The organism is Microvirga splendida, assembly GCF_016427565.1.
GTDB classification, from domain to species: Bacteria; Pseudomonadota; Alphaproteobacteria; order Rhizobiales; family Beijerinckiaceae; genus Microvirga; species Microvirga splendida.
On record NZ_JAELXT010000012.1, the window covers coordinates 105,355 to 122,097 of the forward strand.

Here is a 16,743-nt window from a genome sequence, read left to right on the forward strand (position 1 = left end):
TGATGACCGCTCGCACCTTCGACAACATCCGCAACTTCTCCATCGTGGCCCATATCGACCACGGCAAGTCCACGCTGGCCGACCGCCTGATCCAGACCACCGGGGCGCTGACCGCCCGTGAGATGACGGAGCAGGTGCTCGACAACATGGATATCGAGCGCGAGCGCGGGATCACCATCAAGGCGCAGACCGTGCGCCTGGAATACAAGGCGCAGGACGGCAAGACCTATATCCTGAACCTCATGGACACCCCCGGCCACGTGGACTTCGCCTACGAGGTCTCGCGCTCGCTCGCTGCCTGCGAGGGCTCGCTGCTGGTGGTCGACGCCTCCCAGGGCGTGGAGGCGCAGACGCTCGCCAACGTCTACCAGGCCATCGACGCCAACCACGAGATTGTCCCGGTTCTCAACAAGATCGACCTGCCCGCCGCCGATCCGGACCGGATCAAGGAGCAGATCGAGGAGGTGATCGGCATCGACGCCTCCGAGGCCGTGCCGATCTCGGCCAAGACCGGCCTCAACATCGAGGGCGTGCTGGAGGCCATCGTCCAGAAGCTGCCGCCGCCGAAGGGCGACCCGGACGCGCCGCTCAAGGCCCTGCTGGTCGATTCCTGGTACGACGCCTATCTCGGCGTGGTGGTTCTGGTCCGCATCATCGACGGGTCCATGAAGAAGGGCTCGACCATCCGGATGATGGGCACCGGCGCCACCTACAGCCTCGACCGCGTCGGCGTGTTCTCGCCGAAGATGCAGGAAATGGCCGTGCTCGGCCCGGGCGAGGTCGGATTCTTCACCGCCTCGATCAAGGAAGTGGCCGACACCCGCGTCGGCGACACCATCACGGACGAGCGCAAGCCCACGGCACAGGCCCTGCCCGGCTTCAAGCCCGTGCAGCCGGTGGTGTTCTGCGGCCTCTTCCCGGTCGATGCGGCCGAGTTCGAGAACCTGCGCGCCGCCATGGGCAAGCTTCGCCTGAACGATGCGAGCTTCTCGTACGAGATGGAGACCTCGGCGGCGCTCGGCTTCGGCTTCCGCTGCGGCTTCCTCGGCCTGCTGCATCTGGAGATCATCCAGGAGCGCCTGGAGCGCGAGTTCAACCTCGACCTGATCTCCACCGCACCAAGCGTGGTCTATCACCTGAAGCTGCGCGACGGCTCTACCATCGAGCTGCATAACCCGGCCGACATGCCGGACGTGATGAAGATCGAGACCATCGAGGAGCCGTGGATCCGCGCGACGATCCTCACGCCCGACGACTATCTCGGCTCGGTGCTGAAGCTGTGCCAGGAGCGGCGCGGCGTGCAGATCGACCTGAACTATGTCGGCAAGCGCGCCATGGTGGTCTACGACCTGCCGCTCAACGAGGTGGTGTTCGACTTCTACGACCGCCTGAAGTCGATCTCGAAGGGCTACGCCTCCTTCGACTACCATATCTCCGACTACCGCGAGGGTGACCTCGTGAAGATGTCGGTGCTCGTCAATGCGGAGCCGGTGGATGCGCTCTCCATGTTGGTCCACCGCGACCGGGCCGAGGGCCGGGGCCGCGCCATGTGCGAGAAGCTGAAAGAACTGATCCCGCCGCACATGTTCCAGATCCCGGTCCAGGCGGCCATCGGCGGCAAGATCATCGCCCGCGAAACCATCCGGGCCCTGCGCAAGGACGTGACCGCCAAGTGCTACGGCGGCGACGCCTCCCGCAAGCGCAAGCTGCTCGACAAGCAGAAGGAAGGCAAGAAGCGGATGCGCCAGTTCGGCAAGGTCGACATCCCGCAGGAAGCCTTCATCGCCGCGCTGAAGATGGATACGTAAAAAAGAGGGCCCCGAGGCCCTCTTTTTTATTCAGCCGCCGTCGCGGGAGCCTCGGATCGGGTGCGACCGCGCTCGTACCAGCCCTGGCTGCGGTTCACGATCTTCACGAGCGACAGCATCACCGGAACCTCGACGAGCACGCCCACGACGGTTGCAAGCGCCGCGCCGGACTCGAACCCGAACAGGCTGATGGCGGTCGCCACCGCGAGCTCGAAGAAGTTGCTCGCCCCGATCAGGGCCGAAGGTCCGGCGACGCAGTGCGCCTCGCCGCTGACCCGGTTGAGCCAGTAGGCGAACCCGAATGTCAGGTAGGCCTGCAACATGATCGGCACGGCCAGGATCGCGATGATGAGCGGCTGGCTCAGGATCTGGCCGCCCTGGAAGGCGAAGAGCAGGATGAGGGTCGCCAGCAGCGCCGCAAGCGACAGGGGCTGGATGCGCCCCAGCAGCGCCTGGAGCGCGGGCTCGCCACCCGAGGCGAGCAGGTGGCGGCGCACCGCGTAGGCGATGACCACCGGCACGACGATGTAGAGCCCCACCGACAGGAGCAGCGTGTCCCAAGGCACGGTGATGGCGGAGAGCCCGAGCAGGAGCGCCACGATGGGCGCGAAGGCAAACACCATCACCACATCATTGAGGGCGACCTGGCTGATCGTGAAGCGTGGCTCGCCGCTGCACAGGTGGCTCCAGACGAACACCATGGCGGTGCAGGGGGCCGCACCGAGAAGGATCAGGCCCGCGATGTAGCTGTCGATCTGCGCCTCCGGCAGCCAGGAGCGGAACAGGGTGCCGACGAAGATCCAGCCGAGTACCGCCATCAGGAACGGCTTGAAGGCCCAGTTCACCAGGAGGGTGATGCCGATGCCGCGCCACTGGCTGCGGACCTCGCCCAGAGCACCGAAGTCGATCTTCAGCAGCATGGGGATGATCATGAGCCAGATCAGGACGGCGACCGGCAGGTTGACGCTGGCGATCTCGGCCGCGCCAATGGCCTGGAAGACACTCGGCATCATCGAGCCGAGGGCAATGCCGGCCACGATGCACAGGGTCACCCAGAGCGTGAGATAGCGCTCGAACACGGATATGCGGTTGCTCCGGAACGGTGAGGATCAGGCGACGTCGAGGCGGGCGGACGTGGCACCTTCGGTGCGCCCGATCTCGCCCAGCCGGTGGTGGAGCGCGGCCCCATCGAGCCGGTCGAGCGGCAGGTTCAGGAACAGCTCGATCCGGTTGTGGAGATACTTGAAGGCCTGCACGAAGGCGCGCTCCTTCTCCATGTCGGAGCCCTCGACCGCAGCCGGATCCTCGATGCCCCAATGGGCCGTCGCCGGATGCCCCGGCCAGACCGGGCAGGCTTCGCCGGCCGCGCTGTCGCAGACGGTGAAGATGAAGTCCATCTGCGGAGCGCCGGGTCCGGTGAACTCGTCCCAGTTCTTGGAGCGGTAGCCCTGGGCGGGATAGCCATAGGCCTCCAGCACCTTCAGGGCGAAGGGATTGACCTTCCCTTTCGGCTGGCTGCCGGCCGAAAAGGCGCGGAAGCGCCCCGCGCCATCCTTTCGCAGGATGCCTTCGGCCAGGACCGAGCGGGCGGTGTTGCCCGTGCAGAGGAACAGAACGTTGTAGACAGGCTCAGCCATGGGCCGGCTCCTTGGGCGGACAGCAGGGGGTGAGATCGGCAACCAGCGGCGCGCAGACCTCCGGCCTGCCGCCGCAGCAATCCTTCAGCAGGAAGGTCGCGACCGAGCGGAAATGCTCCAGGTCCGCCCGGTAGATGATCGAGCGGCTGCGGCGCTCCGAGCGGACGAGCCCCGCCCGCGTGAGCACCGAGAGGTGCGCCGACATGGTGTTGGCGGGCACCGCCAGCTCGCGGGCGATCTCGCCTGCCGGAACCCCAGCGGGCTCCCGGCTGACGAGCAGACGGAACACGTCGAGGCGGGTCGACTGGGCAAGGGCCGCAAGGGCGAGGATGACGGCTTCTGATTCCATAATTCCAGACTTATAGAATTATAATCTGCGAAGCAAACTTTTTGTTATTCGGTTTCGGGGTGCGCCTTGCAGGCTCAAAGCCTTGTGGCCCCGAGCTTCCTGGCGCCTTGCCGGAACGAAGCGCCGCGGCTCCAGCGTCACGCCCGCCTTTGCCGCCGGGAACCCGATTCGATAGCCCGAGTTCAACCAAGGCACAGGGCTTGGTCTCTCCACTGTCATTGGCCGCTCAACGGGATCCTGCGACCCCGGGCTTCCGCACGTCCACAGGCCGAAATCGAGGAGGCCGGGCTCCCATGCGCCGCACATCCGCACCACAGGATCTCGCTTCACGAGGAGAGCCATGACTTCGCCCCTGCGGACCACCCTGCCGACCCTCTTTGCCCTTCTCCTCGGCTACGCCCTCATGCAGGTGGGCAATACCCTGCAGGGCACGCTGCTCAGCGTGCGCGGGAGCATCGAGCAGTTCACACCCACCGAGATCGGCGCCGTGGCTGCGGCCTTCTGGGTCGGCATCGTCATTGGATCGCTTTGGGCCGGACGGGTGATCCATCAAGTGGGGCACACGCGTGCGTTCTCGGCCCTGGCGGCCGTGGCCGCATCGGCGGTTCTGCTCCACCTGCTGGTGATCGGCCCGGGCGTGTGGTTCGCCGCGCGGGCGGTCACGGGCTTCTGCTTCGCGGGAATGTACATCGTCGTCGAGAGCTGGCTCAATGCCTCCGTGACGGCGCAGACGCGCGGACAGGTCTTGGGTTTCTACGGCATGACGGGCCTGATCGCCGGCATCGGCGGCCAGATGCTCCTGCCTGCGGGCGATCCGCACGGGTTCCGGCTGTTCTGCTTCGTGGCCATTCTCATCTCTCTCGCGCTCGTGCCCACCGCCCTATCGCGGGCCTCCGCCCCGGCCCATGCGGTGAGCGGCAAGAAGATCAACCTGATGCAGCTCTACCAGCAGTCACCTTTCGGCGTGGTGGCAGCGGTTCTGTGCGGCATCACCACCAGCTCCTTCTTCGCGCTCGGCCCGATCTGGGCGCAGGAGCGGGGCCTGAACACCACGGAAATTGCAATCTTCATGGCCTGCGGCACGCTCGGCGGCTTTGTGACCACATGGCCTTTGGGGTGGCTTTCCGACCGCATGGATCGCCGCCATGTGATCATGGGAACAGCCGCCATGGCGGCCTCGATCCTGCTCGTGCTCATCCACGTCGTGCCGCTCACCGTGCCGGTCTGGCTGCTCTTCGTCTATGTGGCGATCTTCGGCGGCAGCGTGATCCCGACCTACAGCATCGTCACGGCGCATGTGAACGACATGGTGAAGCCCGGCGAGTTCGTGGCTGCGGCCGGCGGCCTCCTGATCCTGCTGGGCGTAGGCGCCGCCGTCGGGCCCGTGATCGCAGGTGCGGCCATGACGGAGTTCGGACGTTTGGGACTCGTCTACGTCTTCGTCTTCGCCCAGCTGCTCATGGCGATCTGGGGCGCCTATCGCAGCATCCAGCGCGCCGCGCCGCCCACGGAGGAGAAGGAGACCTTCGTGCCGGAGCCCACCGTTCCCGTGGGAACGCGGCTGGAGGCGCATTAGCGCCCCCAGCTCACTGCGCTTAAACCAGCAACGACTGCGCGCCGTCGATCCAGACCGGCGTGCCGGTGATGTGCCGCGCGCGCTCGGAAGCAAGGAAGAGCACGAGCTCCGCCACCTCCTCGCTCGTGCCCGGCTCCTCGCCCGTCAGCGGGATCGGGCCCTCCGGGTACTCGGCGGGAACTTCGGCCTCCTCCGTGTTGCGCTTGTCGGTGTTGTCCGTGATTTGCGTGCCGATCCTGCCGGGGCAGACGGCATTCACGCGGATCTTGTGCTTGGCGAGTTCCACGGCCAGCATCTGGGTCATCGCCACCTGGGCGGCCTTGGTGGCGGAATAGGCCGTGGCGCCCGCGCTCGTGAAGGTGCGCGTGCCGTTGATGGAGGCGGTGACGACGATGGAGCCGCCGGCCTTCTTCAGGTGCGGCACCGCGTAGTGGATGGTCAGGTAGGTGCCGCGCAGGTTCGTCTTGACGGTGCGGTCCCATTCCTCCGGCTGCAGCTCGTCGATGGGCGCCCAGACGCCGTTGATGCCCGCATTGGCGAAGACGATGTCGAGACGGCCGTAGGTCTGCACGAGGTCGGCCACGGCCTTCTTCATCTGAGCGTCGTCGCCTACGTCTGCGACAAGCGGAATGGCCTTGCCGCCGGCCTGCTCGATCTCCTGCGCGGTCTTGCGGATCTCGTCGTCGGTGTGGCTCAGCACGCCCACCATGGCGCCCTCGCGGGCGAGGCGCAAAGCCGCCGCCTTGCCGATGCCGGACCCTGCGCCCGTGACGAGCGCGACCTTGCCTTGAAGCTCCATGTGCCGTTCCTCCGGTGACGGGATCGTCCTGTCCCTGAACCGGAGGAGCGCCGGCTTGTTCCCGATTGTCAGGCGATGCCGACGCGCCGCCCGGACGCATCGACCACCGGCTCGCCGTCCTCCTTGACGAACTCGCCCTGCTGCGGCGGCAGGATGTCGAGCACCGCTTCCGACGGGCGGCAGAGCCTGACGCCGAGCGGCGTGACCACGATGGGCCTGTTGATCAGGACCGGGTGCTCGATCATGGCGTCGAGCAGCCGGTCGTCAGTGAGGGACGGATCGCCGAGCCCGAGCTCCTGATAGGGCGTCCCCTTCTCGCGAATCACGTCGCGGACGCTCACCCCCATGCGCCCGATGAGCTGGCGCAGGAGCAGGCGCGTCGGCGGGCATTTGAGGTATTCGACGATGTGCGGCTCGATGCCTGCGTTGCGGATCATCGCAAGCGTATTGCGGGAGGTGCCGCATTGGGGATTGTGGTAGATGATCACGTCCATGATGGGGCCCTGTTCTCGCGCGATTCCCGCTCGTGCCGGTCGCCCTCCATGGCTAGCGGCGAATCGCGAAACCATCAATCGGGCATCAGCCTTGGCAGGACGCCCTGCCCTGCACCTTCAGCCGGGCCAGCAGGCGCTGCGCGAGTGAGTCGTAGGCATCCTTCGTGTCGATGCCGGAGAGCGACAGCTCGAGCACCCATTCATTCGAGAGAGGCACGATGAGGGTTTCGACCGTCATGGCCCGGGATGCCGTCGGCAGGTTGGCGTCGATCCAGGTGGCCGACCAGCGCTTGGCGCCGCCTTGGGAGGACAGGGAGACGGACTGCGCCGGGCGTCCGAGAAGCTCCTCGTAGTCCCGCTGGAGAAAGGCCGCATCGCGGCTCGCGAGATCGGGCTGCGGCATGTCGCGGAGTTCCGCGGCGGAGCGAAGGCTGACACCGATCTCCACATCCGAGAGAGCAGACTTCACGCCCTGCGCGGTGAGGCGCCATTCCTCCGGAAGCGAGAAGGAGAAGCAGAGGCCGCTCGGAACCTCGCCGGTGACCGATGTCTGCCGCGTCATGCCATCGAAGCGCACCTGAACGGGCTTGCTCATCAGCGGCTGATCGAGCGGTCCGTTCGCGGCATGCACGTCGAAGGCGACAGTGAGCACGACCATAACCGTGGCCTGGCACATCCATGCTCCCCAGGATTTGACGCTGCGCACACGATCCTCCTGCCGGAAGGCTCCTTCATCTTCATGGCAACGCGCCGGAACAGCACCGGTTGCCTGAGAGTCCGATGATCTTGAGTTGCGGATGATGAGCCCTACCTCGCTCAGGAACGGAACGAACCTGGAGAGACTTCATGCAGGCCTTCATACGCGCCTCACTCGTCGCGGCGACCCTGCTCGCGGCAGGCCAGGCGAGCGCCGCCACCTGCCGTGATCCGGCAGGGTTCGAGAAGTGGCTCGACGATATCGGTCAGGAAGCGGTGGCGCAGGGCATCTCGCCCCAGGCCGTCCGGCAGGGCCTGTCCGGCGTCACCTTCGACCAGAGCGTGATCAAGAAGGATCGCGGCCAGGGCGTGTTCAAGCAGAGCTTCGAACAGTTCGCAGGCCGCATGGTGTCTCAATCCCGCCTCAGGGGCGGCGCCAACATGCTGAAGCGGCATGCAGGAACGCTCGCCCGCATCGAGCAGCGCTTCGGCGTGCCGGCTCCCGTGCTCGTGGCGATCTGGGGGCTCGAGACCGATTTCGGCGCGGTGCGCGGCAAGCTGCCGGTGATCCGCTCGGTGGCGACGCTGGCCTACGATTGCCGTCGCTCCGACTTCTTCAAGGCTCATCTCTTCGATGCGCTGAGGATCGTCGACAGGGGCGACCTGTCTCCGGCCGACATGCGCGGCGCCTGGGCGGGCGAGATGGGACAGACCCAGTTCATGCCGTCGTCCTATGTCAAATACGCCACTGACTTTGACGGCGACGGCCGCGCCGACCTCCTGCGCAGCCCGGCGGACGTGCTCGCCTCGACAGCCAATTATCTGAGAGGCCATGGCTGGGTGAAGGGCGCCGACTGGGAGCCCGGCACGCCGAACTTCGAGGCGATCCGGGCCTGGAACAAGTCACAGGTCTACGCGAAGACCATCGCCTATTATGCGAAGAAGCTCGCGGGCGAGGACACCTCGGCCTTCGCGGGCCAGTGAGGCTCTGGAACCGGCGGGCTTGAGGCCCGCCTTTTTCTTCGCGGTCGGACAGGATTCTAGAAGATCAGCTCGCCCGCGCCCCAGGCCAGCAGGATGAAGATCACGAAGATCAGCAGGAAGATGCCGAACAGGACCTTGGCGATGCTGCGGGCCCCGGAGGCTACCCCCGTGAAGCCGAGCGCTCCGGCCACGAGAGAGATGACGAGAAAGATCAGAGCCCATTTGAGCATGGCGGCAACCCCTGGTTCTAGGTGTTCAGCTTAAGCATAAGCGCTCAAGCTTGATCGGGTTCCGAATGCGGGGCGAAGCCGCCCTCTAGATCACCACGGTGATCTTCTCGGCGGCCCGGGTCAGGGCCGTGTAGAGCCAGCGGCTGCGGTGCTCGCGGAAGGCATAGGACTCGTCGAAGAGCACGAGATCGTCCCACTGCGAGCCTTGCGCCTTGTGCACGGTCAGTGCGTAGCCATAGGTGAACTCGTCCGACTCCTTGCGCAGGACGAACGGCACCTCCTCCTCCGTGCCCTCGAAGAAAGCCTTGTGCACGGCCACCTCCACGGACCGGCGACGGGGATCGTCGTCGGGCAGCACGTCCATGCGGATGAAGTCGTTGCGGATGCCGCGCAGGGCCTGGATGCTCCAGGTGCCGCCGTTGAGCAGCCCCTTGATCTTGTCGTTGCGCAGGCAGACGAGCTTCTCGCCCGCGGCCGGCATGGGATCGCGGTAGCCGTTCAATTCGCGCAGGCGCGTGTTGTAGAGGCGCCGCGTCTTGTTGAGGCCGACCAGCACCTGATCGGCCGCCATGACGGCGGCCGCATCGATCTCGCGGCGGCGGATGATGCGGCTGTCACCATAGGTGCCCGCCTCGAGGCGCCCGCCCTCGCGTACCGTCATCGAGAGATGGATGATCGGGTTGTCCTTGGCCTGGCGATGCACCTCCGTGAGCATCATGTCGGGCTCCCCTTCCGTGAAGAAGCCGCCGCCCTTGACCGGCGGCAGCTGCGCCGGGTCGCCGAGCACGAGAACCGGCTGACCAAAGGACAGGAGATCGCGCCCCAGCTCCTCGTCCACCATAGAGCATTCGTCGATGATGATGAGGTCGGCTTTCGAGGCCGGGCTCTGGCGGTTGATGACGAATTGCGGGCCGTTCTCGTCCGACTCCCGCGAGCGGTAGATCATCGAATGAATCGTGGAGGCATCCGCGCAGCCCTTCGTGCGCAGCACGAGCGCCGCCTTGCCCGTATAGGCGCCGAAGGCCACCTCGCCGTCCACGTGCTCGGCGATGTGCTTGGCGAGAGTCGTCTTGCCGGTGCCGGCATAGCCGAACAGGCGAAACACCGGACGGTCGCCGCGGCGCAGCCATTCGGCGACGGCTTTCAGGGCGGCGTCCTGTTGCGGCGACCAGGTCATGCGGTTCGTGCCTCACGGTGAAGGGAATAGAGAAGACCCACGATGATGCAGAAGCTTCCGAGGAAAACAAAGGGATCGAGCGGCTCGCCATAGAACTGCCAGCCGACGAAGGCGATGAGCGGGATGCGCATGAAGTCCAGGGGCACGACCATCGTGGCATCGCCCTGACGGTAGGCGTTGGTCAGGCAATAATGCGCCAGCAGGCCGCCGAGCGAGATGCCGACCAAGGGCAGCACATGCGCCGACTGCACCTCGAGCCAGAAGGCCCGGCTCACGCCCGCGAGGTTCATGGGCAGCTGCAGCAGGTTCATGAAGAACAGGATCGAGAAGGTGCTCTCGGTCATCGTGAGGCGCTTGGTCATGATGGCCACGAGAGCGAAGCTGAAGGCCACGCCGAGCATCAGGAAACTGGCCGGCTGCAAGGATTCCAGGCCAGGCCGCAGGATCACGAGAATGCCGATGAAGCCAAGGATCACGGCCACCAATCGTCCTCGCGTCATCTTCTCCTTGAGCAGCGGAATCGCCAGCAGCGCCACCCAGGCCGGCGTGGTGAACTCGAGCGCGAAGACCGTTGCGAGCGGCAGGAGCGTGAGGCCGAAAGCCCATCCGTCCGTGCCGGCGAAATGCAGGACGTTGCGCGCGAGATGGAGACGGAAGCGCCGCGGCTTCAGGCCCGGCCTGAGCGCCGGTTTGAAGAGCGCAAGTCCAAGCAGGATCAGGACTCCGGCCGCGTTACGAACCGCCAGCATCTCGAAGATCGAGAAGCTGGCTGCGAGCGCGCGCACGGCGATGGCCGTTGCCGAGAAGGAAAGGAGTGCGCCGCTCATCCAGAGGACGACGGCAAGGATGCGGCGTTGGGGCACGATGGACCGGACGATGTGAATGCCCCTTCCGCTTACCCTGCCGCTTCCGTCGCGTGAAGCCTTCATCGACACGATGCCTCCAGCGACCAAGACGCGCATGAGCGATTGTCGTCAGGTCGGCACACGACGTGTCGAGCGACAGGTCGTCGAACGTGATTCTTGACTCGAACTGTCGCTCCCATGCCGCATGTCATGCCGGAGAGACGATTTTTTCGAGCCGTGTCGGAGCGCGTTATCGGAGTCGTGAAAGACGCCGATCATCCCTCTCCGAGTGGGGAGGTCGGCACCGCGATGTTGAACGTTCCTGAAGATGTTCGAATACTCGCACGTTGAGTCATATCAACTTTCAACATCATGCAAGCCATTGAAATTTAGAGATTTTTCAGACAGCATACGACAGCCTTCCGATACGATCGCGCATGCCGCGGCCTCTCAGGAAGAGACGCTAACTGCCTCATCTCGCAACCGATATTGAGTCTTGCACCGGCAAGTGAAGAGAGCATCGTCGAGCAACATATCCACAGAAAAAGTGCGCGCTCTACTGTCTACACTTTCCGTTATTCGGAACCCCCTTGGTATAACGACGTTGCCTTGCAAGCGTGACGGTTGCACGCGAAGGCCCTTGAAGGAGGCGGCAATGCCGACAGATACCAAGAACCCGCTGACGATGCTGTTCACGGGTGACACCGGTGCGACCAGCACCAAGAAGACCGCGAAGAAGAGCAGCTCTCGCAGCGGCTCGTCCAGCGCCAAGAAGTCCAGCGCCAAGAAGTCCGGCTCGAAGAGCTCGGGCGCCAAGAAGACGACGGCCAAGAAGACGGCTGCGAAGTCGACCGCGAAGTCGGCCTCGAAGTCCTCTGCCAAGTCCGGCGCCAAGAAGGCTACGGCGAAGAAGACCACAGCCAAGAAGACGGCTGCAAAGAAGACCACCGCCAAGAAGACTGCCGCCAAGAAGACCTCGGCGAAGTCCTCTGCAAAGTCGGCGGCCAAGAAGACCACAGCCAAGAAGACCACCGCTAAGAAGACAGCGGCAAAGAAGACCACTGCCAAGAAGACGGCTCCCAAGAAGTCGACCGCCAAGAAGGCTTCGGCCAAGTCGAGCTCGTCGGCTTCCCGCAAGTCCTCGTCGGCTCGCTCGGGCGCATCGCGCTCCTCGGCCAAGAAGACGGCTTCGCGCAGCTCCAGCCGCGGCGCGGTGAAGTCCTCGTCCCGCAGCTCGGCCTCCAAGTCGCGCAGCGGCTCCAAGTCGGCGCCCAAGCGCGCTGCCGCCTCCACCAGCCGGACCTCTTCCACGAAGAAGTCGGGCAAAGTGGCCAAGCGTTCGTCCGGCTCCCGCTCGTCGAGCGCCCGCAAGAGCCCGTCGAAGTCGAAGCGCTAAGACGCATGCCGCACGCGCCGGGATAGGCTTCCCTATCGTCCGGCGCATGCGCATAAAAAATCGCCCGGTGAAAGCCGGGCGATTTCTTTTTCAGGTTGGACCGGGCTACCGGCCCGTGCTCATCGGGTCGCTGGCGCCCCAGTAGGGGGTGGCGTTGTAGTAGCGGTGGACATGCTCCTCCCATTCCCGGTCGTAGGAGGCATCGTGCCCTTCCGCGCTGCGCCGGGGAGCGCCGCGCAGCTGATCCTCGTTGAGGTTCAGCTCGTAGGCATCCAGCTCCGTGTTGTACTTCAGGACACCCCAGGGAAGGGTGTAGTATTCCTCGCCGAGACCCATGAAGCCGCCGAAGCTCATGACCGCATAGGCCACCTTGCCGGACCGCTTCTCGATCATCACGCGCTCGATCGTCCCGATCTTCTCACCGTCCGAGCGGCGGACCGGCGTTCCCTCGACCTTGTCGCTGGCGATCAGGCTGTGGGTTTCGCGAACGTCACCGCTCTGTGCCGTCGTCTGCATCATCTCGCTCCTTCGTGTGTGAGATCCTAAGGCAACGCTCGGGTCGAAAACCCGGTTCCGATCCCCCGCCCCGCTTCTCAAGGCTTTCCAAGGCTCAGGCCCGGACCGAAGCGCTGCCGTAGGAACCCCCTTACCGCCCTCACGTTGATCAACGCTTCCAGAAACATGAGGACATGAAGGAGATTGCCATGGCGGTTCGCCAGAAGCCGGTCGAGGAGCAGGTGGTCGTCATCACCGGCGCATCCAGCGGCATCGGACTTGCAACAGCGCACCTGTTCGCCGAGCGCGGCGCCAGAGGCCTCGTTCTCGTGGCCCGCAACGAGGAGGCTCTGCGCAAGATCGCCGACGAGCTCAGCCAAGGCCGCACCCGCGCCGTTGCGGTGGCGGCGGATGTCAGCAAGCGGGAGGATCTGGAGCGCGTGGCGCGCACGGCCATCGACACCTTCGGCGGCTTCGACACCTGGGTGAACGATGCAGCCGTGGCCCTGTACGGTGCCCTCACCGAGATCCCCATGGAGGATCAGCGGCAGCTCTTCGACGTCAACTATTGGGGCGTCGTGAACGGCTCCATGATCGCCGCCGACCACCTGCGCCGCCGCGGCGGCACCATCATCAATGTGGGCAGCGTCCTGTCCGAGCGGACCATGATCCTGCAGACCCAGTACTCCGCCTCCAAGCATGCGGTGAAGGCCTTCACCGACGGCCTGCGCATGGAGCTGGAGAACCAGGGCGCTCCGATTGCGATCACGCTGATCAAGCCCTCCTCCATCGACACGCCTTATGTCGAGCACGCCCGCAACTACCTCGACCACAACAACGCCGTTCCGCCGCCGGCCTACGATCCGCATCTGGTGGCGAAGGCGATTGCTTTCTCGGCCGAGAACCAGCGGCGCGAGATCACCGTCGGGTTCGGCGGCTGGGTGATCGGCGCCATGGGCAAGGTGGCCCCGCGCCTCTTGGACAAGGCGATGGAGTGGACGGGCTACGGCTCGCAGACCACCGACCAGCCGGAGCGGCCCGGCATGCGCGACAACCTCTATCAGGCCCGCCAGGACGGCGACATGTACTCGTCCCTTCCGGGCGAGCCGCGCAAGACGAGCCTGCTGCTCGAGGCGCAGCTTCATCCCCTCGTCACGGCCACCATCCTGGCCGGCGTGGCGGCCGGGATCGCGGCGCTGTTCATGCCGCCTCTCGGTGGAGGCCGGCGCCGGCGCCAGGTCAAGCGCCCGACGCCGCGCTACCAGCCCACCATGCGGCGCACCGGCAACGGGCACGACAAGCGCACCCTCGGTCCGGGCCATGTGAGCCAGCGCGGCCCCTATGAGGGCCGTCCGCAACCGCGGCACTGACGACGCAAGAGGGCCGGATCGCCGATCCGGCCCTTCTCATAAAGAGCGACAAGATGGCCGCCTCCAGCACGTTCCGAAGTGAAGGCATGCGGGTTAGCCTTTGGGCATGAACCCGATTCGCTTCTCCGCTCTCGCGCTCGCCCTCGTCCTCGGCGGTTCCGCCGCCGCGCAGGACAAGGGCACCCTGAACCCGAAGCCTCTGCCGCCGCTCGCCAACCCGAGCGATCCGAAGCTGGCCGCCAAGGAACTCTTCGGCCGCCGCACCACGCCGACCGACCTGCGCGCGCGCTCCATCGGCGGCTATGCCCGCGGCTGCGTGGCCGGCGCGGCGGCCATCCCGTTCGACGGCGAAAACTGGCAGGTCATGCGCCTGTCCCGCAACCGCAACTGGGGCCACCCGCAGCTGATCGACTTCCTGCAGCGCTTCGCCACCCGTCTTCCCTCCGTCAACGGCTGGCCGGGCATCCTCGTGGGCGACATCTCGCAGCCGCGCGGCGGGCCGATGCTCACGGGCCACGCCTCGCACCAGATCGGCCTCGATGCGGATATCTGGCTCACGCCCATGCCCGACCGCCGCCTGTCGCGGGCCGAGCGGGAGGAGCTGTCGGCCACCAACATGGTGCGCGACGACTGGCTCGACGTGGATCCCAACCGCTGGACGCCGCAGCACACCGCCCTCATCCGCGCTGCCGCGCAGGAACGAAGCGTCGCCCGGATCTTCGTGAACCCGGCCATCAAGAAGGCGCTCTGCCGCGAGGCGGGCGCGGACCGCGGCTGGCTCACCAAGGTGCGGCCCATGTGGGGCCACAACTATCACTTCCACATCCGCCTCGCCTGCCCGGCCGGCAGTGCCGGGTGCTCGGACCAGGATCCGCCCCCCGGGGGCGACGGCTGCGGCGCGGAGCTTGCAGGATGGTTCACGCCCCAGATGCTGAACCCGAAGCCGGGCAAGCCGCGCCCGCCCCTGACCATGGCGCAGCTGCCCAACGAGTGCCGCAGCGTTCTCGAGGCGCCCGACGGGCCCTGAACCAAAAAGAGCGGCTCCCCCTGCCGGAGGCGAGCCGCTCTGAAGACTCAAGATAAGTGGACCGGCCTATTCGGCCGCGACGCCCACGCCGACGGGGCAGGACACCCCGGTGCCGCCCAGGCCGCAATAGCCGTTCGGATTCTTGGCCAGGTACTGCTGGTGGTAATCCTCGGCGAAGTAGAACGGACCCGCGTCCAGGATCTCGGTGGTGACCGGCCCGTAGCCCTTGGCGGCCAGCGCCTCGGCGTAGGCCGCCTTGGACGTCTCGGCGGCCCGGCGCTGGTTCTCGTCGAACACGTAGATGCCCGACCGGTACTGGGTGCCCACATCGTTGCCCTGGCGCATGCCCTGGGTGGGGTCGTGGTTCTCCCAGAAGGTCTTCAGCAGGGCCTCGTAGGAAATCGTCTTAGGATCGAAAACCACGAGCACCACCTCGTTATGGCCGGTGAGGCCCGAACAGACCTCCTCGTAGGTGGGGTTCGGGGTGGTGCCGGCAGCATAGCCCGCGGCGGTGACCCAGATGCCGTCGCCCAGCTGCCAGAATTTGCGCTCGGCGCCCCAGAAGCAGCCGAGACCGAACAGGGCCTTCTCCATGCCGTCCGGATAGGGCGGCAGCAGCGGGCGCCCGTTGACGAAGTGCCGCTCGGCGGTGGGGATCGCGCCGGACCGGCCCGGCAGGGCCTCGGCGGCGGTCGGCAGGTCGATGCGTTTGCGGAAGCTGAACATGGGGGGTTCCTCGCGTGACCCCGCTTATGTAGTCACTGCTCCGGGCGAGTGGGAGAGCCCGCTTGCGTCACCTTGCCGTGAAGGCCTCAGCGCTCGGCCAAGTAGCCGATGGGCTCCAGGGGCTTTTGGCCCAGCCACAAAAGGAACGCCCCGATGATGAAGCCGGTCAACGAGGCGGGCAGCTGAAGGCCGTAAGTGGCGATGGGCTCCCACAGCCACGGAGAGCTGGGTTGCGCGACGCCTCCTTCCAGGCCGGCCATGCTGCCAGGAAAGATGACGCCGGCCACCTTGCCGATGGGGGCAAACGATACAGCATTGTTGACGATGGAGCGTGTTCCATCAATGACCAGTCCGACAAACCCTGCCGCGATCAGCAGGAGGCCGAGGCTACGCGCGAGAAACTTCAAGGGAGGATACCTCTCCAAACAGAGGGGAGATTATCTAGTCTCTTTTGTCGCAATGGCAAAGGCGATTCCGGATGATTTGTCACAAGTTCGGTCTTGCCTTTTGTCCACGTTTAGCGATACACGGGCGCTCCGCAGACGTAAGCGGAGAACCTGACCAGCCTGCCGAACCGGCGGGCCAAGGTTCCTGAGCCGAGAAGGCTCTCGCTGGAGGGGTGGCCGAGTGGTTGAAGGCGCACGCCTGGAAAGTGTGTATACGGGAAACCGTATCGCGGGTTCGAATCCCGCTCCCTCCGCCACTATCTAACTCTCTGAAATAGCAGAATTATGCTCTTCGGCACACCTTCTGCTAATGCCCGAATTCTTGTGCCAATTTTGACGCAGCCATTTTCTGGCAAGCGCTCTCTGGGGTTCGGAGAAGGGCCTTTCAACCCCAACTGCGCCTCTCTTCTCCGCTTGCAAACAACCCAGTCCGGTTGTGGCGTGACAGGCAAGTGCGCGTGTGTTCCCTCGAACCAACGACTGCATTCCACTCGATACCGGAAATATGGCTAAGGCCAGCTTAGTGCCATGTGTGGACGGCTCCCTATTGGCAAGGGCTTTGTTGAACGCTTCTGCAAGGCTGGTCGGTGCGGCCATGTGTTCGACCTGTTTGGTCTTGTTTCGGAAAAATGGAGAGCACTTCTTGTATGAAGCAGGAGGATCTCCATGCCCCAGACACGCTTTACGA

Annotated in this window: 18 protein-coding genes and 1 tRNA gene; 7 read left to right on the top strand and 12 right to left on the bottom strand. The window is 65.4% G+C overall.

The window, feature by feature from the left end:
* Nucleotides 1–2: 2 nt before the first annotated feature.
* Nucleotides 3–1,808: a translation elongation factor 4 gene (gene lepA, locus JAO75_RS13465; protein WP_199049656.1), complete on the top strand. Its 1,806-nt coding sequence runs from the start codon at nt 3–5 to the stop codon at nt 1,806–1,808.
* Between the two features lie 26 nt (nt 1,809–1,834).
* Here the strand turns inward: lepA and arsB are convergent, their stop codons facing one another.
* The 3 genes from arsB to JAO75_RS13480 are packed head-to-tail and all read right to left on the bottom strand — an operon-like array spanning nt 1,835 to nt 3,794.
* On the bottom strand, nt 1,835–2,893 hold the full coding sequence (gene arsB, locus JAO75_RS13470) for an ACR3 family arsenite efflux transporter (protein ID WP_199049677.1): 1,059 nt from the start codon (nt 2,891–2,893) through the stop codon (nt 1,835–1,837).
* A gap of 24 nt (nt 2,894–2,917) precedes the next feature.
* Nucleotides 2,918–3,445 carry an arsenate reductase ArsC gene (locus JAO75_RS13475; RefSeq protein ID WP_199049657.1) on the bottom strand — a complete coding sequence of 176 codons (528 nt, stop codon included), beginning with the start codon at nt 3,443–3,445 and terminating at the stop codon, nt 2,918–2,920.
* Nucleotides 3,438–3,794: an ArsR/SmtB family transcription factor gene (locus JAO75_RS13480; protein ID WP_199049658.1), complete on the bottom strand. Its 357-nt coding sequence runs from the start codon at nt 3,792–3,794 to the stop codon at nt 3,438–3,440. Before JAO75_RS13480 ends, JAO75_RS13475 begins: the two co-directional genes overlap by 8 nt.
* Before the next feature lie 340 nt (nt 3,795–4,134).
* Here JAO75_RS13480 and JAO75_RS13485 point away from each other — a divergent pair, with 340 nt between their 5' ends.
* Complete coding sequence (locus JAO75_RS13485) at nt 4,135–5,370, top strand: MFS transporter (RefSeq protein ID WP_199049659.1); 1,236 nt, start codon at nt 4,135–4,137, stop codon at nt 5,368–5,370.
* Between the two features lie 19 nt (nt 5,371–5,389).
* Here JAO75_RS13485 and JAO75_RS13490 read toward each other — a convergent pair whose 3' ends face one another.
* The 3 genes from JAO75_RS13490 to JAO75_RS13500 all read right to left on the bottom strand — a co-directional run bounded on the left by JAO75_RS13490 (nt 5,390) and on the right by JAO75_RS13500 (nt 7,369).
* Nucleotides 5,390–6,169, bottom strand: a complete 780-nt coding sequence (locus JAO75_RS13490) for an SDR family oxidoreductase (protein WP_199049660.1) — start codon at nt 6,167–6,169, stop codon at nt 5,390–5,392.
* A gap of 68 nt (nt 6,170–6,237) precedes the next feature.
* Nucleotides 6,238–6,663, bottom strand: coding sequence for an arsenate reductase (glutaredoxin) (gene arsC / locus JAO75_RS13495; RefSeq protein WP_199049661.1), 426 nt, complete (start codon nt 6,661–6,663; stop codon nt 6,238–6,240).
* Between the two features lie 85 nt (nt 6,664–6,748).
* Nucleotides 6,749–7,369 carry a hypothetical protein gene (locus JAO75_RS13500; protein WP_199049662.1) on the bottom strand — a complete coding sequence of 207 codons (621 nt, stop codon included), beginning with the start codon at nt 7,367–7,369 and terminating at the stop codon, nt 6,749–6,751.
* A gap of 140 nt (nt 7,370–7,509) precedes the next feature.
* Between JAO75_RS13500 and JAO75_RS13505 the strand changes: the two genes are divergently transcribed.
* The gene (locus JAO75_RS13505; protein WP_199049663.1) at nt 7,510–8,343 is read left to right on the top strand and encodes a lytic murein transglycosylase; all 834 of its coding nucleotides are present in this window, start codon (nt 7,510–7,512) and stop codon (nt 8,341–8,343) included.
* A gap of 56 nt (nt 8,344–8,399) precedes the next feature.
* Here JAO75_RS13505 and JAO75_RS13510 read toward each other — a convergent pair whose 3' ends face one another.
* The 3 genes from JAO75_RS13510 to JAO75_RS13520 form a co-directional block, all read right to left on the bottom strand.
* Nucleotides 8,400–8,573, bottom strand: coding sequence for a DUF1328 domain-containing protein (locus tag JAO75_RS13510; RefSeq protein ID WP_199049664.1), 174 nt, complete (start codon nt 8,571–8,573; stop codon nt 8,400–8,402).
* A gap of 85 nt (nt 8,574–8,658) precedes the next feature.
* On the bottom strand, nt 8,659–9,750 hold the full coding sequence (locus JAO75_RS13515) for an ATP-dependent DNA helicase (protein WP_199049665.1): 1,092 nt from the start codon (nt 9,748–9,750) through the stop codon (nt 8,659–8,661).
* Entirely contained in the window at nt 9,747–10,679 is a 933-nt protein-coding gene (locus JAO75_RS13520) for a DMT family transporter (protein ID WP_210340262.1), read from the bottom strand. The genes JAO75_RS13515 and JAO75_RS13520 overlap by 4 nt, the downstream gene beginning before the upstream one ends.
* A gap of 601 nt (nt 10,680–11,280) precedes the next feature.
* Here JAO75_RS13520 and JAO75_RS25475 point away from each other — a divergent pair.
* On the top strand, nt 11,281–11,991 hold the full coding sequence (locus tag JAO75_RS25475) for a histone H1-like repetitive region-containing protein (RefSeq protein WP_425523187.1): 711 nt from the start codon (nt 11,281–11,283) through the stop codon (nt 11,989–11,991).
* A 105-nt stretch (nt 11,992–12,096) separates the two neighbouring features.
* On the opposite strand, the gene JAO75_RS13530 is transcribed toward JAO75_RS25475, so the two are convergent.
* Nucleotides 12,097–12,507, bottom strand: a complete 411-nt coding sequence (locus JAO75_RS13530) for a PRC-barrel domain-containing protein (RefSeq protein ID WP_183448450.1) — start codon at nt 12,505–12,507, stop codon at nt 12,097–12,099.
* 188 nt (nt 12,508–12,695) lie between these two features.
* On the opposite strand from JAO75_RS13530, the gene JAO75_RS13535 reads away from it, so the two are divergent.
* Both JAO75_RS13535 and mepA read left to right on the top strand, forming a co-directional pair.
* The gene (locus JAO75_RS13535; protein WP_199049667.1) at nt 12,696–13,856 is read left to right on the top strand and encodes an SDR family oxidoreductase; all 1,161 of its coding nucleotides are present in this window, start codon (nt 12,696–12,698) and stop codon (nt 13,854–13,856) included.
* 106 nt (nt 13,857–13,962) lie between these two features.
* Nucleotides 13,963–14,883, top strand: coding sequence for a penicillin-insensitive murein endopeptidase (gene mepA / locus JAO75_RS13540; RefSeq protein ID WP_199049668.1), 921 nt, complete (start codon nt 13,963–13,965; stop codon nt 14,881–14,883).
* A 66-nt stretch (nt 14,884–14,949) separates the two neighbouring features.
* Here the strand turns inward: mepA and msrA are convergent, their stop codons facing one another.
* Nucleotides 14,950–15,609 carry a peptide-methionine (S)-S-oxide reductase MsrA gene (msrA, locus tag JAO75_RS13545; RefSeq protein WP_199049669.1) on the bottom strand — a complete coding sequence of 220 codons (660 nt, stop codon included), beginning with the start codon at nt 15,607–15,609 and terminating at the stop codon, nt 14,950–14,952.
* A gap of 86 nt (nt 15,610–15,695) precedes the next feature.
* Nucleotides 15,696–16,016, bottom strand: coding sequence for a PetM family of cytochrome b6f complex subunit 7 (locus JAO75_RS13550; protein ID WP_199049670.1), 321 nt, complete (start codon nt 16,014–16,016; stop codon nt 15,696–15,698).
* Between the two features lie 206 nt (nt 16,017–16,222).
* Between JAO75_RS13550 and JAO75_RS13555 the strand changes: the two genes are divergently transcribed.
* A tRNA-Ser gene (locus JAO75_RS13555) sits at nt 16,223–16,312 on the top strand.
* Nucleotides 16,313–16,743 lie beyond the last annotated feature (431 nt).